Origin of the sequence: Corynebacterium sp. HMSC064E07 (assembly GCF_001815745.1) — a bacterium.
Classification (GTDB): domain Bacteria; phylum Actinomycetota; class Actinomycetes; order Mycobacteriales; family Mycobacteriaceae; genus Corynebacterium; species Corynebacterium jeikeium_D.
In genome coordinates this window covers 228,747-253,700 of sequence record NZ_KV821828.1, presented here as the reverse complement: position 1 = coordinate 253,700, position 24,954 = coordinate 228,747, and the positions used below count along the sequence as shown (strand labels likewise).

Annotated in this window: 20 protein-coding genes and 1 tRNA gene; 11 read left to right on the top strand and 10 right to left on the bottom strand. The window is 57.7% G+C overall.

Going from position 1 to position 24,954, the window contains the following annotated elements:
* Positions 1–45 precede the first annotated feature (45 nt).
* The 3 genes from HMPREF3053_RS09705 to HMPREF3053_RS09695 all read left to right on the top strand — a co-directional run bounded on the left by HMPREF3053_RS09705 (position 46) and on the right by HMPREF3053_RS09695 (position 2,384).
* On the top strand, positions 46–465 hold the full coding sequence (locus tag HMPREF3053_RS09705) for a fluoride efflux transporter FluC (RefSeq protein WP_241486332.1): 420 nt from the start codon (positions 46–48) through the stop codon (positions 463–465).
* A complete protein-coding gene (locus HMPREF3053_RS09700) occupies positions 462–887 on the top strand; it encodes a fluoride efflux transporter FluC (RefSeq protein ID WP_049172850.1) in 426 nt (141 codons plus the stop codon). Before HMPREF3053_RS09705 ends, HMPREF3053_RS09700 begins: the two co-directional genes overlap by 4 nt.
* Before the next feature lie 69 nt (positions 888–956).
* Positions 957–2,384 (top strand): alanine/glycine:cation symporter family protein, encoded by a 1,428-nt coding sequence (locus tag HMPREF3053_RS09695; RefSeq protein ID WP_048733326.1) that lies wholly within the window; start codon positions 957–959, stop codon positions 2,382–2,384.
* A 38-nt stretch (positions 2,385–2,422) separates the two neighbouring features.
* Here HMPREF3053_RS09695 and HMPREF3053_RS09690 read toward each other — a convergent pair whose 3' ends face one another.
* A complete protein-coding gene (locus tag HMPREF3053_RS09690) occupies positions 2,423–3,496 on the bottom strand; it encodes a YlbL family protein (protein WP_069359469.1) in 1,074 nt (357 codons plus the stop codon).
* Between the two features lie 139 nt (positions 3,497–3,635).
* Between HMPREF3053_RS09690 and HMPREF3053_RS09685 the strand changes: the two genes are divergently transcribed.
* Positions 3,636–5,114: a zinc-dependent metalloprotease gene (locus HMPREF3053_RS09685; RefSeq protein ID WP_069359468.1), complete on the top strand. Its 1,479-nt coding sequence runs from the start codon at positions 3,636–3,638 to the stop codon at positions 5,112–5,114.
* A gap of 4 nt (positions 5,115–5,118) precedes the next feature.
* Here HMPREF3053_RS09685 and HMPREF3053_RS09680 read toward each other — a convergent pair whose 3' ends face one another.
* Positions 5,119–5,649, bottom strand: coding sequence for a YgjP-like metallopeptidase domain-containing protein (locus tag HMPREF3053_RS09680; protein WP_016422236.1), 531 nt, complete (start codon positions 5,647–5,649; stop codon positions 5,119–5,121).
* Positions 5,650–5,717: 68 nt separating this feature from the next.
* Here HMPREF3053_RS09680 and HMPREF3053_RS09675 point away from each other — a divergent pair, with 68 nt between their 5' ends.
* A complete protein-coding gene (locus HMPREF3053_RS09675; RefSeq protein ID WP_049191098.1) occupies positions 5,718–6,653 on the top strand; it encodes a TOMM precursor leader peptide-binding protein in 936 nt (311 codons plus the stop codon).
* Positions 6,654–6,679: 26 nt separating this feature from the next.
* Here the strand turns inward: HMPREF3053_RS09675 and HMPREF3053_RS09670 are convergent, their stop codons facing one another.
* The 7 genes from HMPREF3053_RS09670 to HMPREF3053_RS09640 all read right to left on the bottom strand — a co-directional run bounded on the left by HMPREF3053_RS09670 (position 6,680) and on the right by HMPREF3053_RS09640 (position 18,996).
* On the bottom strand, positions 6,680–8,749 hold the full coding sequence (locus HMPREF3053_RS09670; protein WP_042389201.1) for an ATP-dependent DNA helicase UvrD2: 2,070 nt from the start codon (positions 8,747–8,749) through the stop codon (positions 6,680–6,682).
* Positions 8,750–8,868: 119 nt separating this feature from the next.
* Complete coding sequence (locus HMPREF3053_RS09665; RefSeq protein WP_049182182.1) at positions 8,869–9,936, bottom strand: potassium channel family protein; 1,068 nt, start codon at positions 9,934–9,936, stop codon at positions 8,869–8,871.
* Positions 9,937–10,051: 115 nt separating this feature from the next.
* On the bottom strand, positions 10,052–13,546 hold the full coding sequence (locus HMPREF3053_RS09660) for an ATP-dependent helicase (protein WP_070767626.1): 3,495 nt from the start codon (positions 13,544–13,546) through the stop codon (positions 10,052–10,054).
* Positions 13,547–13,548: 2 nt separating this feature from the next.
* Positions 13,549–16,899, bottom strand: coding sequence for an ATP-dependent helicase (locus HMPREF3053_RS09655; RefSeq protein ID WP_232250854.1), 3,351 nt, complete (start codon positions 16,897–16,899; stop codon positions 13,549–13,551).
* Between the two features lie 103 nt (positions 16,900–17,002).
* The gene (locus tag HMPREF3053_RS09650; protein ID WP_048733339.1) at positions 17,003–17,854 is read right to left on the bottom strand and encodes a TIGR02569 family protein; all 852 of its coding nucleotides are present in this window, start codon (positions 17,852–17,854) and stop codon (positions 17,003–17,005) included.
* A gap of 9 nt (positions 17,855–17,863) precedes the next feature.
* The gene (locus HMPREF3053_RS09645; RefSeq protein WP_049172838.1) at positions 17,864–18,772 is read right to left on the bottom strand and encodes a DUF3152 domain-containing protein; all 909 of its coding nucleotides are present in this window, start codon (positions 18,770–18,772) and stop codon (positions 17,864–17,866) included.
* Positions 18,772–18,996, bottom strand: a complete 225-nt coding sequence (locus HMPREF3053_RS09640; protein ID WP_042388469.1) for a DUF3107 domain-containing protein — start codon at positions 18,994–18,996, stop codon at positions 18,772–18,774. Before HMPREF3053_RS09640 ends, HMPREF3053_RS09645 begins: the two co-directional genes overlap by 1 nt.
* A gap of 94 nt (positions 18,997–19,090) precedes the next feature.
* Between HMPREF3053_RS09640 and HMPREF3053_RS09635 the strand changes: the two genes are divergently transcribed.
* Both HMPREF3053_RS09635 and HMPREF3053_RS09630 read left to right on the top strand, forming a co-directional pair.
* Entirely contained in the window at positions 19,091–20,455 is a 1,365-nt protein-coding gene (locus HMPREF3053_RS09635; protein ID WP_049191109.1) for a DEAD/DEAH box helicase, read from the top strand.
* Positions 20,456–20,523: 68 nt separating this feature from the next.
* A complete protein-coding gene (locus HMPREF3053_RS09630; protein WP_070767625.1) occupies positions 20,524–21,855 on the top strand; it encodes an Rv3212 family protein in 1,332 nt (443 codons plus the stop codon).
* Here HMPREF3053_RS09630 and HMPREF3053_RS09625 read toward each other — a convergent pair.
* The gene (locus HMPREF3053_RS09625) at positions 21,852–22,310 is read right to left on the bottom strand and encodes a hypothetical protein (protein WP_224783785.1); all 459 of its coding nucleotides are present in this window, start codon (positions 22,308–22,310) and stop codon (positions 21,852–21,854) included. The two genes, HMPREF3053_RS09630 and HMPREF3053_RS09625, sit on opposite strands and share 4 nt — an antisense overlap.
* Positions 22,311–22,410: 100 nt before the next feature.
* On the opposite strand from HMPREF3053_RS09625, the gene HMPREF3053_RS09620 reads away from it, so the two are divergent.
* From HMPREF3053_RS09620 to HMPREF3053_RS09610, 4 genes are all read left to right on the top strand, one after another.
* Positions 22,411–23,517, top strand: a complete 1,107-nt coding sequence (locus tag HMPREF3053_RS09620; protein WP_224784091.1) for a diacylglycerol/lipid kinase family protein — start codon at positions 22,411–22,413, stop codon at positions 23,515–23,517.
* Positions 23,518–24,001: 484 nt separating this feature from the next.
* Positions 24,002–24,271 (top strand): WhiB family transcriptional regulator, encoded by a 270-nt coding sequence (locus HMPREF3053_RS09615; protein WP_016422223.1) that lies wholly within the window; start codon positions 24,002–24,004, stop codon positions 24,269–24,271.
* Between the two features lie 76 nt (positions 24,272–24,347).
* Positions 24,348–24,422 carry a 50S ribosomal protein bL37 gene (locus tag HMPREF3053_RS11305; RefSeq protein WP_014300525.1) on the top strand — a complete coding sequence of 25 codons (75 nt, stop codon included), beginning with the start codon at positions 24,348–24,350 and terminating at the stop codon, positions 24,420–24,422.
* Positions 24,423–24,786: 364 nt separating this feature from the next.
* Positions 24,787–24,859: transfer RNA gene (locus tag HMPREF3053_RS09610), tRNA-Ala, on the top strand.
* Positions 24,860–24,954 lie beyond the last annotated feature (95 nt).

The window sequence follows — 24,954 nt, the reverse complement described above, 5'->3', positions numbered from 1 at the left end:
GTCGGCGCCTACCTCCCCTTTCGCCACTGTGCTAGCGTTTTCACCATGAATGAGGAATCTGTCGCTGCGAAACTGCCATCAGCAGGACGGGCGCAGGTTCTCATGGCCCTGGTTGTCGCCGGCGGTGCCGCTATTGGCGCGGTAAGTCGCTTTCTGCTCGGCGCGGCAATCGATGCGATTGTGAGCTCGGGAACTAGCGCAGTTTCGACCACTGTCATCAACTTGTTGGGCTGCTTTCTCTTCGGCCTGGTCAGCAGTATCGCGTTTGCTAATCCTCGGCTTTCCGCTTTCTGCGGTACTGGCTTTTGTGGCGGTTTCACCACTTTCTCCGCATTTATCATTCTCTTGTTGGCGCAGGCGGACACGTCAGTCGTGCTGATTGTGAGCGTTGGACTTATTCACCTGCTGTGCTGCCCTCTCGCCTACTGGTTGGGCACCAAGTGCACATGGGAGGTCGCGGAATGACCGGCGATCTCCTCGGCTCTTTTTCCTCGGCACTCTCTGCCATCCTCGCTATCGCAGTTGGCGCGGCAGTAGGTGGAGCGCTGCGCTATGCGCTGGCCGAACTTGCGGTGAAGTGGGCTGATTCCAAACTGCCCGGAACGTGGACCGCGAATATGATTGCCTGCTTCGTCGCCGGTGTCGCTGCTGTGGTGTGGTCGCGGGGAACGTCGATAAGCAATGGCATGACGCCTGCCCTGGCCTATGCGACGGTAATGATTGGCTTCGCCGGCGGCCTGTCGACGTGGTCCACACTCGCCGGAGAGATCGTACGCCTTAAGAACCAACACTTTTGGAGGGCATGTGGGTACCTTGCTCTCACACTGATTGGCGGAATAGTTTTTGCTTTCGTCGGAATGTGTTTACCCCCACTTGTGGCGAATTAGTAGCACAATAATCATTTTCTGAGAATTTAATGATCGAATTTAGGCTTTCTACCAGTAAAGTTCCACAGCATGGAAAGCTTCAGCGATTTTGCCTCAGCGGCGGATAGTTTTATTTGGAGTCCGTATCTCCTGATCCCCGCGCTGATCGGCACCGGAATCATTTTGACCATTCGCCTGGGTGCAATTCACCTGGTCAAACTCGGCCCGGCACTGCGCCTCGGACTCATCGACCGTAACGACGAAGACGCCGAGGGAGATATCACCAACTACCAGGCGCTTGCGACGGCTCTCGCGGCAACAGTCGGTGTCGGCAACATTGTCGGTGTCGCTACCGCGATCGGCCTGGGTGGACCCGGTGCGCTGTTCTGGATGTGGGTGACCGGCCTGCTTGGTATGGCATCGAAGTACTCCGAGGCATTCCTGGGTGTGAAGTACCGTCAGGTCGATGCAGCTGGCGAACAGTCCGGTGGCCCGCAGTACTACCTGCGCAAGGCCATCCCGAATGGTTTTGGTAAGACGCTCGGTATTCTCTTCGCCGTCTTTGCTGCGCTGGCAGCGTTTGGTATCGGCAACCTGACCCAGGGCAATGCCGTGGCCTCGAACCTGGAAAACAGCTTCGACATCGATCCGACGCTCTCCGGCATGATCATGTTCATCCTGGTAGGTGCGGCGCTGATGGGTGGCATTAAGTCGATTGGCCGCATCACCGCCGGCTTTGTGCCGATGATGATTGTGCTCTACATCGGTGCGGCCGTGTGGGTGCTCGTCGCCAATGTCTCGGCGCTGCCCGAGACCTTCAAGCTCATCTTCACCGATGCTTTCACCGGCACCGCGGCCGTTGGTGGGTTCGCAGGCTCCACGCTCATTCTCGCCCTGCAGATGGGTGTTGCCCGCGGCCTGTTCTCCAACGAGTCGGGCCTGGGTTCCGGTGCTATCGCCGCTGCCGCCGCATCGACCACTCACCCGGTTCGTCAGGGTCTGGTCTCCATGACTCAGACCTTCATTGACACCATCATCGTCGTGTCCTTCACCGGCCTGGTTATCATCAGCACCGGTGTTTGGCAGGATGGCAACGTCGACACTGGCGCTCTGACTGCTGAGGCATTCTCCCGCGGTCTGCCTGGCCACTGGGGTGGCACAATCGTCACGCTGTCGGTTGTCTTCTTCGCATTCTCCACCATGCTGGGCTGGTCCTACTACGGTGAGCGCGCATTCGAGTCCCTGGTCGGTCGCCGCGGCACCGGTCTCTACCGTGCGGTCTTCACCTGCGTAGTCTTCGTCGGCGCTGTTACTCATCTGGAAACCGTCTGGTCCGTCGCCTCGGCTCTCAACGGCCTGATGGCGCTACCGAACCTCATCGGTCTGATTGTCCTGTCCGGGCTCATTGCGCGCGAGACAAAGGCCTACCTCAAATTTGACCCGCAGTTGCGCGCAACGGCGGCAGAGATTGATAAATGGCAGTCTCAGCAAAACTTCGAGGCCTTCAGCAAGAACTAGCTGAAACTAGCAGCTGCTCGTAGGGACTACGACAAAAACTACGAGCAGGTCTGCGCGGTCTCCGGCTTTTCGATTGCCGCAAGCGCGTCGTCAAGCACAGAGACCTTTACCAACTTCATATCGCCTCGGTCGGCAGTCACAGCCTCTGCGCAATTGCCTTCCGGCACGAAGAACATCTCGGCGCCCTCATCTCGGGCGGCCGAGATTTTGTGTGTAATGCCACCGATTTCGCCCACGTTGCCGGCAGCGTCAATAGTGCCGGTGCCAGCGAGGTGCTGCCCCTCGGTCAAATCGCCTGGACTCAGCTTGTCAATCACTCCGAGCGTCATCATGAGACCCGCAGACGGACCTCCAATGCCGCTGAGCTGGTACTCAACCTTGGTGTCGTCCGCGGATTGCGCCCCCATCCCAACGCCGAGCAGCGCGGCATTCTTCTGATGCGGATTTTCCGCCAGTGTCACAGAAATATCGACGGCTTTCTCGGGGGCAGAGTCCTCGCCCTTAGCAGTCTTCTGCTTGTCGACGGTCGCAGACTTGACCCTCAACGTGACAGTATCGCCCGGGTTGCGTCCGGCAATAATCGCCTTGACTTGCTCAGGCTTGCTTACGGCCACCCCATCCACGGCGAGAATCACATCGTCTTCATGCAGTCGCCCATCGACGGGACTATCCGGCACTGTGTAGGCGACGGTGACTTCCATCGGCAACCCGAGATGTGCCAGCGCAGCGGAGGTGGCGTTGGCCTCTGACTCGGTGAATGCAGCCTTGTTCTCCTCTTCCACCTCGTCCTGACTCTGGCCCGGAGGGAAGACCGCCTCAATGGGGACGATATCGTTGTCACGATCGAACCACAGGCCAATGACCTGCGGCAATGTCAGGTTATGTCTGACTGCGACGGTTGTCATATCCAGCGTGCCCTTAGAGAGTTCGGAGTCCGCAGCACTGCCACTGACCGAGATAATGCTCTTGCCCTCGACATCGCTGAGAACATCGAAGACCGGGCCAGGCCCCTGCGCGGCATAGGGCACTGTCAGCGTTGGCAGCGAGAGCACAGTTGCCAACGCGGCGATGGGCACAGCGCCCGCAACAAGAGTTTGGGTACGACGATTCACAAATAACACCCTACATTCTCGCTATCTGCCTACTGGACACCTGATGAATCTTGTCCGTGTCTGTTCGCTGGGCGCGAAGTTGCCAATAAAGTGGTGCTTTTAAGTACTCACGCGGGTCATTGCCCGGTACGGTGGGAGCATGAGTTCTAACGGATTTGGCTTTGGTCCGAACGACAATGATGACGATCGCGACGACGCTGGCAACAATGACTCCGGTCAGGGCGGTCAGGGCGGCCAGGGCGGTCCTTTCGGTTTCTTCGGGTTTCCCTTCGGTGGCATGGGCGGCGCCGGTGGCTTCGGTTTCGGCGGCCCCGGGCAGCCCGGCAGCGGCGCCTCCGGCAAGGGGGACCAGCCGAACTTGGGCGATATTCTCAACCAGTTCGGCGAGATGTTCTCCGGCATGGGGCAGCGATTCCAGGAGTCTAACTCTGGCCCTGTCAACTACGACGCGGCCGAGCGCGTTGCGCGGACCCGTCTTGGTAACCCGGCTCCGGTGAAGGACTCGGCCCGCGAGGCGCTGACTGATTCCCTGCGCCTGGCCGAACTGTGGCTAGATGACGTCACCTCCCTGCCGGCTGGTGTCAACCGCGTAGAAGCGTGGAATAGCCTGCAGTGGTTGGAGAACACCAAGTCGACATGGACTCGCCTTGTCGATCCCGTCGCCAGCCGCATGAGTGATGCCTCCCTCGAGGGTGTTCCAGAGGAAGCTCGCGAGATGATGGGGCCGATGCTGGGCATCATGCGCCAGATGAACTCGATGAGTTTCGGTACTCAGCTAGGAAATGCGCTGGCGGAGTTGGCACAGACGAGCCTGACTGGTTCTGACCTCGGGCTGCCGCTACACACCACTGGTGCGGCGGTACTGCTGCCAACGCATCTCGTCGCTCTCGCGGAGGAACTCGAGGTTCCAGCGCGCGATCTGTTTATCTACGCCACTGCCCGCGAAGCTGCCCACCAACGTCTCTTCGACCGCGTGCCATGGCTGGCTGAACGCATGATTTCCTCTGTCGAGGAATACGCTGCCGGCATCGTCATCGATTACTCGGCGATTGAAGAGGCCGCCCGCGGTCTGGATATTGAGAACATGCAGGATCCGCAGCGTATGCAGGAGGCTATGAGCGAGCTGCAGAATATGGATCTGAGCCCGAAGATTCGTTCTCGTAACGAGAATGCTCGTACTCGTTTCCAGACGCTGCTAGCACTGGTCGAGGGATGGGTGGACATGGTTGTCACCGATGCCCTCGGTGAGCGTCTATCGGGTGCCGCACAGCTGGATGAAGCCTGGCGTCGTCGCCGCGCCACCGAAGGTGCTGAACAGGCGCTGGAGAAAGCCACCGGCATTGACCTCGGATCCCCCAAGGTGCGTGAGGCAACCAACTTGTGGCACCGTCTGACCACCGCTGTGGGCATCGAGCGACGCGACAAGGTCTGGGATCACCCGGACTTCCTGCCCGTGGCAGAGGATTTGGATGAACCCGCGGCCTTTATTGATTCGGTCCTTGGCGGCTCGGAAAACGATGACTTCGACCCGATCGCAGAGCTTGAAGAGCAGCTGCGCAAAGAGGCCGAAAAGCGCGCGGCTGAGGGCAACGACAGTGACGCCGACGACGATAAGTAGCGAGTTAGCTCTGGGTTCCCCAGCGTTGATACGCCTCTAAATAGCCCCGTGCCCGTTCGTGGTACGGGGCTTTTGCCGCCCAATACCAGAACTCTTCGGTATGACCACCGTCGACGAAAGTGTGCACCAGTTCGTGCACAATGACATCGTCGAGGACGTACCCCGGGACGTCGGCAAGCCTGTGCGAAATGCGAATGCGCCCAGGACTATCGACACCGCCGGTGACGGATGCCCACCTGCGCGACATGTTCTTGACCCATTTGATTGACTCGAACCGCGGGCGATCTTCCAGCACCGTACGAGAGAGCAGCCGTGCGCGGCGCTCCAGCTCGGAATTATCCAGGTTGCTGCCAACTTTCTTCCGCACTCGCGCAACAATTTCATTGACCTGCTGTTTTTCCGCAGCGGCGCTGAGATCGTCCGGAACCATGACAATGATCCGGTTTCCCTCCGCGCGGGCGGACACAGTACGGCGGCGGCGCTTCGAGCGCCGAACCTCAACATCCGGGCCGTACTCAGGTCGCTTGGTGCTCATGCTTTTTAAGCGTATATGCTCTGCGCTGCGATTGCGTAAAAGCTGGCCCCGGGGTAAAAGATATTTTTATGGGGGAATACAGGGATACGTCTCGGGGGCGGGATGGTACGGCTGGCGTAATAGGTTCGGACGCACCCGCGGCACAAACACTTGCCGCGCCTGCCACGGACTACGCGCTGCGGCCGGAGGTACCGATTGTCATGCGCCCAGGCGCGCGGATTCAGTTCGGCGTGGAACCGGAGCGCAGCATGATTCTGCCGCTTTCCGACGGCACCCCGCCGGGGCCTGTCTTCTCGGCGCTTCTTGCAGCTCATAGAGGTAGCACCTTAAGCGAGGCCTTTACTGACAGTCACGACAAACTGTCACCGCAGTTCATTACCGCACTTATCTCCGACCTTCACCGAGCCGCACTGGTCCAAAAACCACCGACACGGCGGAGGATTACGCTGATTGGTCGGGACAGCTTGCGCACCGGACTTTTAAAGGAGCTTCGTCGCACGGGTTGTGGTAGTTGGACGACGGCAATGTCGCCCACCCGCAATGCGACGCTGAAAATATCTCAATCCACACCGGAAGAGATCGGGCTCGCGGTGGTCACGGGCATGGAAGTACCGAGCATGCCCTTGGTTCGCGCTCTGTTTCATCGTGGAATTGAGCATCTGCACACGCATTTCCGCGATGGGGCACTGATTCTTGGGCCACTTGTTCAACCAGGTCAAGGACCCTGCTCGATGTGTTTCGAAGCTTATCGACGAGACCGCGACCCCGTTCGGGCACTGATTGCGCTACAGCTTCGCACTTTTACGCCCGTGGCCGCACCGGAATGGCTGAACACAGCGGTGCCACTGTTGGTTGGGCAGCTGCGGCGGCCGGATCTCTCAGATCTATGTGCAACGGAGGTGCGCATAGATCTGGAAAGCCTCGATATCACTCGCACTACTGTTGCTCCCCACCCGCAGTGCCCAGTGTGTGGTCATGGAAACTCGCAGATGCAGTTCATGTAATTCGAAGTGCCTTGAGCAGAATCTGACTAGGAATTCACGAAAGAATTGACGATTCCCAAGATGCCTTCGCCGAAATGATTGAGCTTCGCTTCTCCAATTCCGGGAATCTGCAGAAGTTCCTCCGGCGTAGTCGGCTGCTGCTCACCGATGGCCAGAAGGGTCGCATCGGAGAAGATTACGAATGCGGGGACCGTCATTTCCCTCGACATTTCCAAGCGCCATGCACGCAATGCTTCCAGTAGTGCAGGATCCGCACTGACTGGGCACTCTTCACAACGCCCTGAAATCCGCTCGGCATCGGTGTGCAATGGCTTAGTACAGCCCTTGCACTGTTTGGACTGCTGACGCTTACTGCGGGAACTAGAGCTCCTTGAGCTTCGCTGTGCCTCAGCCGAGTAGTCAGAGACATCAATGTCGAGTTCATCGAGGAATCGTGTGCGGCGACGTGACCTGCGGCCGCCTTCTGTCCGCGACAATGACCAAGATAGCTCCAGATGTTCGCGGGCTCGAGTAATGCCGACATAGAACAGACGGCGCTCTTCTTCGATGGCTTCCGCCCCCTGCGCAGGAGAACGGTCGAATTTATTCAGCGCATGTTGGATAGGCAGCGAACCGTCGGTAAGCCCAACGAGGAACACCGCATCCCACTCCAGCCCCTTGGCTGCATGCAGGCTAGCCAGCGTCACGCCATCCAGCGTCGGTGGATGTTTGGCCTGCTGCCGGGTGTGCAATTGGCCGAGGAGCGCCTGGATATTGACCTCGGTGTTGGCATGAACGATGTCTTTACACAGGTCAAATAGGGCGCGTAGTGACTGCCAACGTTCCCTGGCACCAGCGCCTTCCGGCTCTTGGTCAGTCATGCCAAGACCCGCGAAAACCTGCTTGACCAAATCCAACAGATTCGTGCCCTGCAATGTCGGAACAGTCCGTGAGGAACGGGAAACTCGCACAAGTGCAGCGATGGCATCGCGGATCTCGGGACGCTGGTAGAAACCGTCCCCGCCACGAACCTGGTAGGCGACTCCTACCTCGGACAAAGCCTGCTCAAAAACTGCGGACTGTGCGTTGATGCGGTACAAAACGGCAATCTCCGATGCCGGCGTTCCTGCGTCGATAAGCCGCTTGATGCTGCGCGCGGTCGCGCGAGCTTCCATCGGCTCATCGTCGTACTGGTTAAAAGTCGGCTCCGGGCCGTCTTCACGCTGCCCAATCAGCTTCAGCCGCGAGCCGGCGATACGCCCCTGCGCACGGCCGATGACATTGTTGGCCAGCTCGACGACCTGTGGGGTCGATCGGTAGTCCCGCTGCAGGCGGACAACTGTGGCTTCCGGGTAGTCCCGAGAGAAGTTCATTAGGTACTGCGGAGTCGCCCCTGTGAAGGAGTAGATCGTCTGGTTGGCGTCCCCGACAACTGTGAGGTTGTCACGGTCTCCCAGCCAGGCGTTGAGAACTCGCTGCTGTAACGGGGTGACATCCTGGTACTCATCGACGACGAAGCACCGATACTGGTTGCGGAATTCCTCCGCCACTGCACGGGAATTCTCCATCGCACCGGCGGTGTGGATGAGCAGGTCGTCGAAGTCAAGCAATAGCCCGTCAGGAGTGGTTTTTATGTCCTCGTAAGCGCGATAGCAATCGACAATTTTTTCCGCAGACAGAGGTGCCGTGCGCCCATGCTCCCGCAGCGCGGCCTGGTACTGATCCGCACCGGCCAGAGTGGCCTTCGCCCACTCAATCTCGCCCATGACATCGCGGATCGTTTCCTTGGAGGTGTCCAGGCCCACCCGGCGTACTGCTTGGGCGACGACACGGAATTTCTTGTCATCCAACAGCTGCCAGGGCATATCACCGGCGACTTGGGGCCAGAAGTAGCGCAGCTGGCGAAGAGCTGCCGAGTGGAAAGTACGCGCCTGGACTCCAGGCGTTCCCATCTTTGCCAGGCGGTCGCGCATCTCCCCTGCTGCACGCGAGGTAAATGTCACCGCTAATACCTTCTGCGGCTGCACAAACCCCTGGTCAATGAGGTACTTGATGCGATGAGTAATTGTTCGGGTCTTACCTGTACCGGCTCCAGCAAGAATGCACACCGGCCCCATCGGAGCCGTTGCTGCCTCGCGCTGGTCTGGATCCAGCCCAGCTAGATAATCCGGCTTGTTCACATCCGCCTCTGAGTAAGTCAAAAGTTGTTAGACCCCATTTTTAAACTGGTCGAGTGCTATTCGTCATTGCTGTAGACACGGCGGACGTACAGCAGCCGGTCGCCTGGCTCCACCGACTCACACTCCGGTGAATCAATTCGGTACAGCTCACCCGAGCGCACCACGCCGAGTGCAATATCCGCGAGGTGCCGTGGGCTGGCACCGATTTCCTCTTCGGTGACCAGCCTCTCTGCAACAGAGAATCCTTCATCCGGGCTCAGGAGGTCTTCCATCATCTCAACCACCGAAGGAGTCACCGTGGCCAGCCCCAGCATTCGGCCGGCGGTTTCAGAAGAAATAACCACTTGGTCTGCACCTGACTGCGTCAACAAGTGGCGGTTTTCTGATTCACGCACCGAGGCCACAATTGAGGCACCCGGCGCCAACTCACGGACCGACAACGTGACCAGCACCGCTGTGTCATCTTTGTTCGGTGCAACGACTATAGAGCGGGCACGCTGAATACCAGCTAACTTCAGCACATCGGATTTGGTAGCCGACCCATGCACCGTCGCCAAGCCTTGATTCGAAGCGTGATCGAGTGCTTCCTTGTCCGTATCAATAACAACGATTTCTGCCGGATCTACGCCGTCCGCGAGAAGAGCTGCAATGGCAGAACGACCCTTGGTGCCGTATCCGATAACGACGGTGTGGTTGCGCAACTGTCTCCTCCAGCGCTGAATTTGCAGGGTTTTCCGAGATTCTTGGGTCAAAACGGTCAGAGTAGTACCGACCAAGAGAGCAAGGAAGGCCACGCGCAGTGGCGTAATGATCAAAATATTGAGTAATCGAGCCCTCTGTGTCACCGGCGTGATGTCACCGTAACCCGTCGTCGACAGGCTGACAGCCGAGTAATACACCGCATCGATGAAGGTGAGAGGCTCCGTGTATCCGTCGTGGTCGTAGTAGACCACGACGGATGCAATCAGCAGCAAAAACACGGCGTAGTTCAAACGACGTATGATTAGCCGCCAAGGATTCTTCGGCGCGGACTCAGGCAGACCAATGACTCCCAGCAGTGCATGCCCGGGAAGATCATTGAGCCCGGTTTCGTATCCCGAAGATTTCCGAATTGGATTACGCAACCGCTCCTCGCCTGCCTTTCATGAAAACTCCTCCCGGTGAAAAATAGCGCATACAAACTGCTGCTTTCACCTGGATAACTGGCCACGGCCACGCGGCAGTTACATACGTAGATGATTATCCAATCAGCTCGCGCATTTTCCTGTCTAACTCTATCCTGCTTGGCAGTAGCGCTTCATCTGGTATTAGCGTCCGTCCTGCCGAAACGTAGAAGAACCCGGCTTCAATGTCTTCGAGGGCAGTTTCCATTCCCATCTCGCGCAGCCTATCCGACCACGCCAGGCGGTAAATCGCCAGCTGTAGCGCCGCTACTTCCCTTTCCTTTCCGCGCGGCATCTGGCCTGTCTTCCAGTCAATGACGCTCCACTTCCCGTTGTCGTTAAACACCGCGTCGATTCGGCCGACGACCCGCCTCTGCCCGATGGCAATTTCAAACGGCACCTCTACATGCGTTGGCGTGCGGTCAGCCCACTCAGATGCCTCGAAATTCGCCTTCAATTTCTCCAGTTCGCGTTCGGACGCGACTTGTTCTGTGCCGAGGAAGTCATCCAGTTGATCCCCGAAGAGATCCTCATCGTCCAGCAGACTGTGTGCACCGAAGCGATTCTCCAACCAAGCGTGGAATGCCGTACCTCGGCGCGCGAATCGGTTTGGCTTAAACGGCACCGGGCGTGCTTTCCGACGAGCAAACGCGACCGGATCCGCAATCATCGCTTGGTATTCGCTAGTGGACATGCTTGTCGGCATTGGTAGATGAATCTCCGCGGCCTTAGCTCGAAGGATTTCATCCACGAGAATGGTCGTTTCCGTTTCCCATACCTCAGACAGGTCACCTGCAATGGGGCGCTCATCCTGGTCTTCGCCCATGTAGCGCATGACGCTTTCGGCTGCTCGCTGCACACTATCTCGGCGGTTGCCCAGGGTATCGACGGGCCAGACCACCCCATCAACCGCAGTGTCGCAGTCCAAATCGACTTCAGTGTCCTCTACCTCAGGGTCCTCCCCATCTGTCCACGACACCACATAGTCACTGAATTGAGTGGCGATGGCTGCGAAGTCCGCCGACACGTCGGTGGGTTTCTTCAAGCTCGGATTAGGCCGCCTGCTTGCAGTGACAATGAGCTTTTTCGCGGAGCGAGTCATGGCAACGTAGAAGAGGCGCTGTTTTTCTTCCCTCTCCACTTCTCGCAGCTCTTCCTTGTAGGCTTTGATCACCTTGTTGAGGTCGGTCTGGTTATCGGTGCCTGATATGTCCAGTTCGGGGGCGTTGCTGTCGACAGAATCAGCGACAGGAGCCCAATCGCCTGCTGCAAGCTGCGTTGCATCCTCTGTTGTTTCTGCACTAGCCGTTAGCGGATCCACTTGAGTAATTGCGCCAGGAGGAAGCTGAACTGAATTGGTCAGCCACGATGACAAATCAACTCTGTCGAACTTGCTAGTGGTGATGCCCGGAACAGCAACCGTTTCCCACTCCAAGCCCTTTGACTTGTGCATAGTCATGATTTGGACACAGTTTTCCGGCATGTTCATAGGTGCCCGTTCCAAGCCATCATCGTGTTCGACAGCGAATTCCAGATAGTTCAAAAACCCTGTCACATCGTCCGAGATATTTTGAGAATACGTCGCAGCGATATCGACAAACCTATCCAGATGTGCGGTTGTCGGCCTGGTTATCGCGGTAGCGGAACCGTACTGTCCAGCCGCTGCTTCTACGCGAATTCCAAACTCAGTAGCGATGTCCTCGACCAGTTCCGGCAGAGGCTTATTCAGCGAGAACCGGCGTAGTTTTCGTAGGCTTGCACCCAACTGTGCGATGCGCACCATTGCTTCATCTGTGTAGTTCAGTGACTCGCTGCAGACCAACCGCCCATTTTTTTCCACACTGCCGCGCGCCAGCGGGGTGCCGTCGTAAAAACGAATATCCGGGTCGGCGATGGCGTGCCCCAGCCCCACCGCGGACGATGCTGCTTCGGCATCTTCCACGAGCTTGTCATACTGGCGAGCGAGCTGGGAAAGCGGTGAGGAGTCTGAAGTTTCTTCGACGTTGCCCTTCTTGCGGGCCAACTCGTCCTTTCCTGCGATTGCCAGCTGATCTACACGAGTGCGAAGTGCCTCCACGTCTGCGGCACCCAAATTGAACTGTGGGCTGAGTAGCAGACGCAGAGCATCCTGGTCTGAACTGGGGTCGACCAATATCTTCATCACCGAGGTGATATCCATGACCTCGGGCAAGTGCAGTAATCCAGCGAGTCCTACAATGATTGCAGGCACACCCCGCTCAGACAGTGCATCTAAATAGACAGCCGATTCAGCATTTGTCCGAACCAGGATGGCGGCATCGAGCTTGTTGCCAGCTGCTTCACATTCGCGTAATTGCGTCTCCATGCAATCTGCGATGTATGCAACTTCTTCCTCACCGGTTGCAGTGAAAGCAAGCTGCACCTCGCCCTGGCCTGCTTTTGGCCCTGCATCCAGTGCCTCTACCGTACGAGCCTGCCCCGCAAAAGCACGGTCGGAGACTGCGTTAGCAAGCTGCAGCACTGACTGCGGGTTTCGCCAAGAAATGGTCAGTTGCTTTTTCTCCGCTGGCTGCCCATCCGACCGCGGAAAATCATTGACAAACTGCACAAGGTTTTCGGCCGTTGCTCCTCGCCAGCCATAAATTGCCTGCATCGGATCGCCGACAGCGGTGACACAACCACCGGAGAACAGCGCACGCAGGAACAGCCGCTGTGTGTGCGACGTGTCCTGGTACTCGTCGAGCATGATGATCTTAAAGCGACGCCGCTCCTCCTCCCCGACTTCCGCGAAGTCGGTGGCTAGCCGGGCCGCCCGAGCCATCTGCATACCGAAGGTGGCGACATTTTCTTCATTGCACCGAGCTCGAACCTGCTCTACCAGCGGCAAAATCTCTAATCTCTCCCGCTGCTTATCGACGATGCCCTGTAGATCGCCAATTAGTCCCTCGCGTTTACCCTTCTGCGGGGTCTGCTCAATATTGCTGATGAACGCTTCGGTTTCCTCGCGAATCGCCTGCGGGGTAGATAAGTTTGAGTCGATGTTCGACCCCAGCTCAATAATGCGACTGGCCAGCGTTGATGGCGCAATATCGACATCAATTTCGGTCACATTGCGAGCTGTTTCCCAGGCCAACTGCCACTGCGTCGCGCCATCCATAATGGTGACCCCCGGCTCCGTCGGCAGCAAAAGACCATAATTGCTCACGACTTCAGAGGCATAAGCATCGTAAGTAAGCGTGGTTGGGGCAATGACCTCGAGGCTTGCTAATACCTCTGGTGAAGCTTGTGCACGAAATGCAGCGGAGGAAGCAAGCGCATTCAGCTGTTGGCGGATACGGACGCCGAGCTCGCGCGCTGCCTTCCTGGTGAAGGTCAAACCTAGAACTTCTTCTGGGCGGATAAAGCCGTTGGCGACCAACCACACAACACGGGCAGCCATTGTCGCTGTTTTACCAGCACCGGCACCGGCGACAACAAGCATTGGTTCCATCGGTGCACCGATTACCGCCGCTTGTTGCGGGGTGGGCGGAAAGTCCTGCCCCATCATCTCCGACAGGGTGACGGGATCAATGATGGTTCGTTCCTCCGACATGACTACCGATTCCCTTCTGCTGCCGGGCACGCCTTCGAAAGCGTGCAGAACTTGCAATGATCACCAGCGAGCGCCAAGGCACGCGGGCCAGACGTCGCACGTGCTACCTGCTCTACGCGACGCTCCCAGTCAGCCAACTTGTCTTCCGTGAGCTTTGACTGTTCGCGGCTAGTGATAATGGTCTTATTGTGTGACTTTCGCGGAAATACCAGGTATGCCCCAGATTGTTCAATGCCTTCGCCGTTGTCCACAGCGAGCCCATCTCCGCTTTCAACGAGCTTCCCCTTCGACAGCGCTAGTTGATATGTAGCTAGCTGTGCGTGTCCTTCTACTTCTTTACCGGAGGGCGCTGTCTTACCGGTTTTAATATCGACGATTTGAACTGCACCATCAGCGTCTTCAATCAACCGGTCGATTCGTCCGACAATCACGATGTCATCGTTGATGTTGACATTTACTGGGACCTCGGTTCCGATATCTTTCTTAGTCTCAATCCACCGCTGCCAATCCTCCAGCCCGGTCAACCAGGTCTCTTCCTCAGTACGCTTACGCCACTCCGGATCATCGGACAGGTCCCCAAAAACACGCCGGATCTCAGACTGAGCCTCAGGCACAGTCACTCCCTTGGCGACTGCTTCTACCGCCTGATGCAGTAGAGAGCCCAGATACATGGCCGATGTCGGTGCTGATTTATCCAACATGGCCTTCAACGGACAACTCAGGGTTGCTTCCACCTTGGAGGGATTGATCCTCATCGGCTTCTTGTCATTTACCGGCTTCGAAGTCGACGGTGCACGGAGCCCCCACCAGGTGTCTGGATGTGCGCCAGCAACCTCAACCTGCGCCAATCGCGCGAGTTGACGTGCAGCTTGTCGACGCCGCGTCTCAGTCTCCGCATCGTCCACAACGGCTGCACGCAGTTCTGCCAGCAGTGACTCCACAGAGAGCACCCGTGGCAGGCCTTCACCGGCCCATGCGACATCTTCTGCCTCTGCAACATCCGGATTGCCGGCGTTTGCTTCATTAGCCGTAGCCCCGACTCCGTTCGCAGACGACGATGCTTCCGACTGTTTCACCAGCTCCGTCACCGAATTACCGAGCTTTTCAACGAGCTCGATAATAAACGGACTGGGAACTCCAACATCGTCAGGAGAATCGACTGCGGTCAGCAGTACCCTGTCGCTCGCCCGTGATACCGCGACGTGCAGCAAACGACGTTCCTCCGCCAGCGCATCCGCCATGGAATTGATGTACTCCCGCGGCTCAATTCCGTGATCAACGAGACCGATGAACTCGTTCTGCTTCATCACCGAGCCAGTCACACCGAGGCTGGGCCACTGGCCTTCCTGGACTCCGACAACTGCTACTGCTTTCCACTGCCTGCCCAGAGCCGCATGGGCTGAGAGAATGCGCACGGCATCGCGCTCTACCCCGCTACGGTCACGTGCGCCGATGGGCAGCTCCTGCTCTTCCACAGAAGCGATAAAACCGTCAACCGTCAGTTTTGGATTCAGCTCCACACGGTCACCAGCAAAGTCGAACAGTGCCATCACAGCATCCAAATCGCGGTCAGCCGATGCGCCAGCTGTACCGCCGCGCAACGATGCCGCCACCAGATGGTCTGCCAAACCAGTGGACTGCCAAATTGCCCACAAAGTTGCTTCCACACCATCGCGCAACGCTTCACGAGCTGCGCTCAACAGATCCAGCGGCACCTGCAGCGCCTGACGTTCACGCTGCGACAGAGACTCAATAAGCTCCAGATGTTCAGCTGTGAGTCCCTCTGCCTTCAAGATTCCGATGAGCTGAGTCATCGCGGCCCCGCCGAACAGGTCGGCCTTTCGGATTCCGCGCAGCAGACGCTCTTTGACAATCGGATCCATGTTGACCAATGGGCCGGAGAGGAACTCGTCCCACTCCACGTCATCGAGCTGGTTCATAGTTGCCCGCAACGCCACCATCAGCGCTCGCACCAATCGCTGATGACTTAGCACGATGTCCGTTGGGTCAATCTGCACAGGCACACCCGCACGCGACAACGCACGGAACAGAGAGGACTCCCCTGCACCGGACCGGACGATGACCGCCATATCCTTCCATGCCACTCCCTCGTCAATATGAAGGCGCCGGAAGTAGTCCGCGACTGTGGCTCGCTGTGCACGTTCAGAAGGATGAATAGCTATTTTTACTGCACTTTTAGCTGCGTACGAGTTTTCCGCTGCGACGGTATCGCTGTTGTTTCCAACTTCGGATTCACGAGCTTCCTGTGCTCCAACTGAACCGACAATGCCACGGTATGCAGGAGCCTTAGGCAAGCGCTGAGAAACTGCGTTGACTAAATCCGCGATATCAGCGTTACAGCGGTAAGACTGCTGCAAGTGGATTGCCTTGCACTCGGCCTCACCAGTCCTCCGGAGATAGTCATTATTAGCACCGCGGAAGTGGAATACCGATTGATCTTCATCACCAGTAATGACGGCTACCGCCGCCTGCGACACAAACCGATCCACAAGACGCGCAGCTTCCGGGGATAGGTGTTCAGCATCATCGACCAGCACCACCGACTTTCCCCACCGAGCCAGTGCTTGCGCGTCTGCATCCAGCTCCATCAATGCCGCAGAGACAATCTCTGCAGCGTTCAGGCTGGGCTCCCACGCCAACCGCATAGTCTGCTGATACTCCGCCATAAACTTGCCAGCCGCACACCACGACTCAATGCCATAGTCCACGCCGAGCTGCTGAAGCCTCGGGGCATCAATCCCCCGCTCAGCTGCACGCAGCAGAAAGTCACGAACTGCACGGGAAAAACCGACTAATGGGAGAGCCGGGCGCAACCGCTCTGGCCAATACGCACCACCATCTTCCGCATGTCCGGCCAAAAGTTGCCGCACGACAGCATCTTGGCGTGCACCAGTGGTCAACGATGGTTCAGGCTCTCCCCGACTCACGGCGGCATCACGTACTACTGCATAGGCAAGTGAATGCACGGCACGCACCATGCCACCTTGGCCTGCCCCGACCGAACCGCCTTCCCCCAGTTCAGAGGAAAAACGCCTGTCAATATCCCGCCTCAATTCCGCAGCGGCCTCTTTTGACTGTGACACCACCAAAATACTGTCCGCCGGAATGCCCGCCTGCATGTAGTCCACCGCGAGATCTGCCAGCAGCGAACTCTTTCCAGTCCCTGGGCCGCCTAAAACGCGCACAACAGGCTGGTTTACAAGCTTGTTCTCTACCACGAGCGCCTGATTATGGGAAGGGAAAAGCGCCTCTACCGCAGTACCCAACCACTGCCGACGACGAGGAGGTTCCTCCTGGACGAACCGAACCTTCGGCATTCCATCTACGTTCATGTGCACCATTGTGGCACAACCTCCGGACCGATACTCGAACACCCATTCGAAATAAGGAGAAAAGTACCCCCGTCCCAAAAACTCCCGTAAATACTGCCCGGCGTTACTTAGACACAAACGCGCGAACTAGCGAAGCCGCGCGGAACAGACCGCGATACGCACTCGGCTGCGATTCTGGACTAACAGCGTGGACAAAAAGTCGATAACACATCGCACGAACGAGCAACTGACCGAAATCCGGCAGGTGATCGAAGCGCCGCAGTAGCTCCTCATCAGCCCCCATCATGGACAGACAATCCACTGCCGCCAAGGCAGCTGTCCAACCACGGACATGCCACGCTGGCACGATATCGGTGAGAACCGGGGCGGCCGTGCCGTCGTAAAGCAGCGTGCCGACGAGGTCTGCGTGACAGACCTGCAGAAGCTCCGTTGGCACAACCATCTCTGCCCGCAGCTGGAGAAGATCACCGGAGATCGTGAGAGCCTCGGCACAATCGGCGCGGGGGACGCTATCCGCGTCGAGAAGCTGCTCGAGGATGCCGATTGGGTCAGAGTCCCAAGCTGCGCGATTACACATGACGAAGTAATCGGGCTCTTTATCAAGGAGGAACTGTGGCCGTTCAATACTGGCAAGCGACTCTTCCACGCGACCAGCGGCCACAATGGTTTCATCGGCACGTGGCGCGAATCCCCCCGGGATGAAATGACGAGCCTGCCACCCAGCAATGACTAAGCGGCCGTCACTGGTACGCACGGATTTCGCCACTCGGACGCCATCGACATCTAGCGCACTGCGAACCTTTGCAGACCACAGCGCCTGCGCCGAATTATGTACCGGCGAAAGGACAATGGAATCGTCGTAGACCCAGCCATTGTCCCAAGCTCGCCCGGCACGATGCGGCTCGCCCTCGGCACCAAAGGCCTCTAAAACACGGTCGGGAGGAGTGGCGATCATAATCTGCTACTACCTTGCTTTCTGAGTCGGTGCGGCCGTATCGTCGTCCGCCCCAAATGGGTACGGCCAGCCGTTGACAGAACACGTCTTACCATCGACCTGATAGACCTCGCTGCTGTCGATTTTGTGCAGTTCATCGTTCGACACGCTCAGGGTCTGCTGCATCATGATTGGCGCGATACCGCCGTCCCTCGGACAGGGCTCGTGAACCGCGTACCCAAGTCCGTGACCAACCTCGTGATTAATAAGGTATTGGCGATACAATCCCAGGTCCCCCTCAAAAGGCAGGGCACCTCGAACCCACCGGGCGATACTGACGACCACGCGCCCAGGCTCACCTTCCCGCTGCCCAGACAGGTAACAGGAGGTCTCCATTCCCAAGGTGTTGCCGCACAGCTGATGTGCGGTTCCAGTCGCGGAAAGCTGCACGACAATCGTCGGATCCTGGTCGCGAGGCACTGCCTCGAAAGAAAAATCTGGATTAGCTGTCCAGCCACGTGGATCGGCCAGAATCGAGTTCACCGTCTCTGCAAAGGCGCGCTCGCCACCAATCGAAGGAACATCAATGTTGTCTTCAATTTCCACGGAATACCTGACCGCATTGTCGCGCCCCTCCCCAACACGGGGATGCGCCACGGTAACATCTTTAAAATTTCCCGAGGGTTCCGTGGCAAAGGCCGGACCGGGTGGCAACTGCCCTCCCTCGTAACCATCACCGTATCCCTCACCGGGCACCGGACCAGGGCGACCATTGCCACTCTGCGAGGCGACAGTGCCAGTGCCGGAACCTGAAGAATCATCTTCAGCAGTGAAGATGTCGAAGAGAATGATGACTGTGAGCACCACAAGTACAGGGATGGCATAGGCTCGCCACCCCCAACTCCTTGCAATGCGTACGAGAAAGGGTTCTTGCGTCATTAGGCGAAGAAGCCAACCTTACGGTCTGCGTTATTACCGGTACGGACGTAGGCGACCTTGTCAGCATTAATCAGGTACTCCTGACCAGCGCCGTCGCTGAGCTCAATCACACCTTCGCCAGCAGCCAGCTTCTGGGAGATCGCAGCCTTGACCTCCTCGCCACCAGCGACGTTTTCAATGTTCAGCTCACGCGTATTGTCTGCAAATCCAATAGTGATGTCCATAGGTGACATCATAACCATTCCCAAAGCGGCTAGGATTAGAGAGACCGATTAAGCCGTCGTGTCACGTGAGGTTACAAACAGCAAAGGAGTCGCCGTGGCAGAGTCCCAGTCCCCGACATTCGTCGAATTGGGGGTCGCCGCGGAAATCTGCGACGCACTCGCCGACGAAGGAATCACCCGCACATTTGCCATCCAGGAACTGACGCTGCCCTTGGCGCTCGACGGCACGGACATCATCGGCCAAGCCCGTACTGGAATGGGAAAAACTCTTGGTTTTGGTGTCCCCCTTATTGACCGCGTCTTTGATGACGCCCGCATTCCAGAACCGGATGGCACTGCCCGCGCAATCATCATCGTCCCCACCCGTGAGCTATGTGTGCAGGTCGGCGAGGATTTGGCCCGCGCTGCGCACTCAACCAATCTGCGTGTGTGCACTATTTACGGTGGCCGCCCCTATGAGGAACAGATTGAACAGCTAGACCGCGGCGTGGACATCATCGTCGGTACTCCCGGCCGTCTCATCGATCTTTACCAGCGCAATAATCTAGAGCTGTCAGGCGTAAAGATTTTGGTTCTCGACGAGGCCGACGAGATGCTCGACTTGGGCTTCCTTCCGGACATCGAGAAGATTCTGGCTGCGGTGCCAGATGAACGTCAGACCATGCTCTTCTCGGCAACAATGCCGGGCCCAATTCTGACTCTCGCACGTACCTTTATGAATCGCCCGGTGCACATCCGCGCTGAATCAGGCGAGGAAGAGGCCACAGTCCACGAGACCACTAAACAGATTGTTTTCCAATCGCACCAGATGGATAAGGTCTCGGTCATTGCCCGCATCCTGCAAGCCAACGGTCGTGGTCGCACCATCATTTTTGCTCGCACGAAGCGCGGCGCCGCCTCGGTTGCTGAGCAGCTCGGCGAGCGCGGCTTCCTGGTCACCGCCGTCCACGGCGATATGGGCCAGCCTGCACGTGAGCGCTCGCTGACGGCGTTCCGCAATGGCGACGTCGACGTCCTGGTCGCAACCGATGTCGCGGCTCGCGGTATCGATATCGACGATGTCACCCACGTCATCAACCACCAGGTGCCCGATGACGAAATGACCTATGTCCACCGCATCGGCCGCACCGGCCGCGCGGGACACAGCGGTGTCGCCGTTACGCTCGTCGGCTGGGATGAAACCACAAAGTGGAAGGCTATTTCAGATGCTCTCGACCTGGACATGGCCGAGATTCCGACGTGGTTTTCCACCTCCCCCGAGCTCGCTGAAGCTCTAGACATCCCCGAGGGGATCGATGAGAAGGTCGGGCCAGCCCGCCCGGTGTTGGGTTCCAGACCACCTCGCGGGCGTGGCGGAAGAGGCCCGCGAAACAACCGCTCACAGGCTCATCATCGCAATCGCGGCCAAGGACGAAGCTCAAAGCGGGCCGGCCACTCCAATTCTCATCGTCGCAGCTAGGCCGCTGCGCGTGCCAACTCCCCGCCTCACCTCTCGCCACGACCACTCGTCGACAGGACATTCCAACCGTGCTGCAGTCACCACAAGCCAACGCTGAGCCCACCACTGCAGAGACCCGACTGCGCCGCAATCGAATCGCATCAGTAGTTCTCATCATCGCCGTAGTGCTAGTCGTCGGTTGGACATGGGTCGCTTCTCCGGCTCGTAAGGTCGATCGCACTGAATCCACGACACCGACGAGCAGCACAGCGCAAGCCCCGGCCGCGAACGATCCGGAGGCAATGCCACATACTCTCCGGCCGGTGTGGTCCACTGAATCGTCGGCAAGCACAAGCACGCACACCATCTCCCCGGCGCCACTGGTGATGGACAACTCCCTCATCGTTGCTGAGAACAAGGGCGTGCGTGCTATCTCGCTTAACGACGGCACGGAGCGCTGGCACTATCGACGAGATATTCCGCTTTGTGCGCTCTCGGGCAGTGATGGCCAAGTTTTCGCGACTTTTCGTGGGGCAGCTGGCTGCGGTGAGACCGTTGCACTCAAGCCCGACTCGGGGCAGTATGTCGCGACCCGTAAATCGATTGCGGCTGACAGCCCTGCCGCCGTGCGCTCGAACTCATACGCGGGTGTCTACGACTCTGGATTCCTGGAGCTGTGGCGCTCTGACCTGGTCCGAGTAGTCGAGTACGGCAAGATTCCAGCGTCTCCGGAACCGAAGATGCAGCCGCATCCGGAGTGTTCGATTATCAGTGCGCTCACGCGCGTGGAGCTGCTGGCCGTCGTAAACAACTGCGATGGTCACGGGCGCCTGGTCATGCAGGCGGCAAATCCGGAGGAGTCTCGGAAACCGGAGGTCAAGAGCGATATTGACCTTGGTCCGGTAACTGCAGATATGTCACTGGTATCGATTGGCCAGGATACGGCGGCGGTACTGTCAGACAATCGCATCCGAGTTTTTCGTATGGACGGCACGATGCTGACTGAATTGGCGCTGGATGAGACTACCCTGCGCCCAGCACCGGCGGAAGCTAACTCCAACGGCGATGCCCCGCGTGCGCCTTTTACAACGGATCTTCCCCATCACATGACGTGGTGGTCGCCGCGTGGTTTACTGGGCTTCCGCCCGAGCACCCTGGCGCCGGATTTCGAGTTTCCTGAGGCCACAGGAACCCCAGCTCCATGGGGTGAGCATGTTTTCATGCCAGTCGCTGACGGAGTCGCGGTATTGAATGCCAAGACTCTCGAGATTATCGGCACACTCCCGTTGCCTGCAGCTGCGAAGTCCACTCATGCAAATAATGCGGACAAGCCGGAAGTGCCCGTGCGCCTTGCGGTTGTCGGTGACACGCTACTAGTTCAGCGCGGTGAGTCAGTCGACGCGTTCGCCATCGAAGCTTAGAAAGAGCGGGCAGCCCAATCAATCGCCTTCGGACTAAACATACAGGCCAGCGCAGCAATTGAAGCTGCCGCCGTCGGTAGAGCAAGCAGAAAAGCGCTCGAGCGGAACATGTAATAGGCCACGCCCAGCAAGCAGAGGTTGAGCATAATAATCGGCCCGCGCCCCCATCGGGCGCCACGCAGCAACATAATCGCACCAGCGAGAACAGCGCCGAAAATGAGAAGGAACCACAGCGCGGTACCCCAACCGGAAATGACCGCGGCCTCGTCGCGGTACCCCATCAAATCACGAATGAGAAGGAAAATCCCGTAGCCCAGACCGAGGGCACATTCGGCGACACCAATCCACGCACCGACCATAACAACCTGAGGTGCGGCGATCGGCCCGTCGGCTGCCGCAAGCTGGTCGGTAGTACGCGATTTGGGCGCATTGCTGCTGTTTTTCTGGTTACTCACGCCCTACATGTTAGCCCGGTGCGAACCGATGAATACACCCTGGAGGCATACCGGCTAATGCGCCCATCACAAGTCTGCTCATGCACTATTCTTGGTGCCTGTGCGTGCGTTGCTAATCTCCAATCCAAATTCGACCAGTAACACTGCTCGACGTATGCCCGGCGTTGTGCGGGCGCTTCGCTCGGTCGAGGGGATTCGCTTGACATCCATGTTTACCGCCTACCCTGGCCATGCTGCGGAAATGGTGGCGGGAATAACGGTTCGCGATTACGACGTCATTATTTCTCTCGGCGGCGACGGAACCATTAACGAGATTGTCAATGGGCTCATGAACTCCAACCCATTCTCCGCACTGCCTGCCACTGACCTGCCTGTCATCGCGACAATTCCCACCGGCAGCGCCAACGTTTTGGCAGGTGCGTTGGGTATTCCCCGCGACCCCGTAGATGCCGCGTGGTACATCGCAAGTCTGCTGCGCTCCCGAACCCGCAGCACTATCAGCGTTGGACATGCAGCGGAGCGATGCTTCGTGGTCAATGCCGGTATCGGCATCGATGCGGAAGTCATTTCCACCATGGAACAGCTCCGACAAAACGGTACCCGCGCCAAAGCCGTGCGCTATTTGCCGGCAATTTTCACCGCATGGAATCAGTTGCGCAAAAGCCCGCCACAAATCACCGCAACTATCGACGGCACGGAGTTTGGCCGTGATCTCGCAATGGCCGTGGTGTCCAACTCCAATCCCTGGACATTCCTCGGCGACCTCCCCATCGTCACCAACCCCACTGTGTCACTGCGCAGGGGCCTGGGCTTTTATGGCTTCACTTCCCTGAGGGGAGTGACGGGACTTGTCGCCGCAGCCAATTTAGCCGGTTTCTTCACCCGACTGCGTTCCCCCTTCCACGTCGAAGCCCGCGAACGACGCGCCGACAACGTCCAGCACATCGAGCTCACCGCTACTGCCCCACTTCGTCTCCAGTTGGACGGCGAGTACATCAATCAGTGTGAGTCCCTCAACATCCGTGTTAAGCAAGGCGCTATCAATTTTGTGGCGCGTGCCGACGATTACACCGAGGACCAGTTCACCAAGAAAGTCGCTACCCGCCCCGTGGACGAGCGCTTGCTCGTTGTGGTGACCAAAAAGGTCATGGATCGCACACGCCGACTGTTCAGTGCTAGCCAAAAAGCCGAGGCAAACCCGACTTAAACTGCAACTGTTTACTGACAAGCCAACAAAAATGCGCCATACACCCTCACTACTGCAATTACCAAAACTAATTTTACCCCCACAAAGGGCTAGTTTTGACCTGGCGTTTTAACCAAAACTTCACTTTTCTGTGAGGTTTGGCACTTTTATTCATTTTGCTCTTTACGAACCGCCCCAGTCGTGAAAACATGTAAATCGTCAGCGAGACAGGCACGCAGTTCACTGGTTGTGTAACCATGCAAGTCTCGCCTTTTTAGGCGCAAACTCTTTGGTGAGTCCCCACTACCTTTCACGTCATATAGGCGATGGAACAGGTGGCCCCTCCCAAGATGCCTAATACCCCTGGGCAACCGGGAATGAACCCCAACCTTCGTTGAGATACGGCGATTTGTCGTGTCTGACGAAATCCATTTCCGGAGCTGCCTTCCCGCAAGGAAATTTAACCCTGCCCTCACCCGGGCTCGTAATGTTTTAGGAGTTTGTCATGGATTGGCGTCACAAGGCCGTTTGTCGTGAAGAGGATCCGGAGCTGTTCTTCCCGGTCGGTAACTCCGGCCCGGCTCTCGCCCAGATTGCTAAGGCCAAGGTCGTTTGCAACCGTTGCCCCGTTACTGCTCAGTGCCTGGCCTGGGCACTTGAGACCGGCCAGGATGCAGGTGTCTGGGGCGGCATGAGCGAGGATGAGCGTCGCGCACTGAAGCGCCGTCGCAACCGCGGCCGCACCCGTCGCACTCGCACCAGCACCACGGTCTAATTAAAGGACTTACCCTCGTACCGTGTAATCTATACCGGTTGATACCTGTTTAACCCGATAGAAAGAGAGCCCAGCTATGAGCAAGCGTGGCCGTAAGCGCAAGGACCGCCGTAAGAACAAGGCTAACCACGGCAAGCGTCCGAACAGCTAAGTTGCCCTTAGTTGCAGCAGTCTTAGCCATCACCGGCTAAGACATCTCACTCCACTCCAGCACAACTCGGTATTGCACCGAGGGACGGGGTGGAGTTTTTTATGCCTCCAGCGGATACCTCAACGGGTAGCAGGTCTGAAAGTGACTAGGTTTATGACACATGAATTGAATTCACCCGCAGTTTTTTGTCATAAACCTAGTCACTTTCAACACCTTTTCGATGCCTCGTCGATACCGCATCCTCGCTTTCCGGATTAACCATCCGCCAGAACCTTACCAGCGAGTTTGGAGCCCAAACCCCACCGGAGTAACGTCTGAAAACAGAGCTTTTACAGCAGCTCCAGCTAGGTTGCTCGAAAGCAATGGGGCTATAGCTCAGTTGGTAGAGCGTCGCGTTCGCAATGCGAAGGTCAGGGGTTCGATTCCCCTTAGCTCCACAAATAGCTCCACAAAAATATCCCAGGCCACATCACCGTGACCTGGGATTTTCCCATTACGGGGTTAAGTAGCAAAAAGTGTGTCCGCTCGGCGT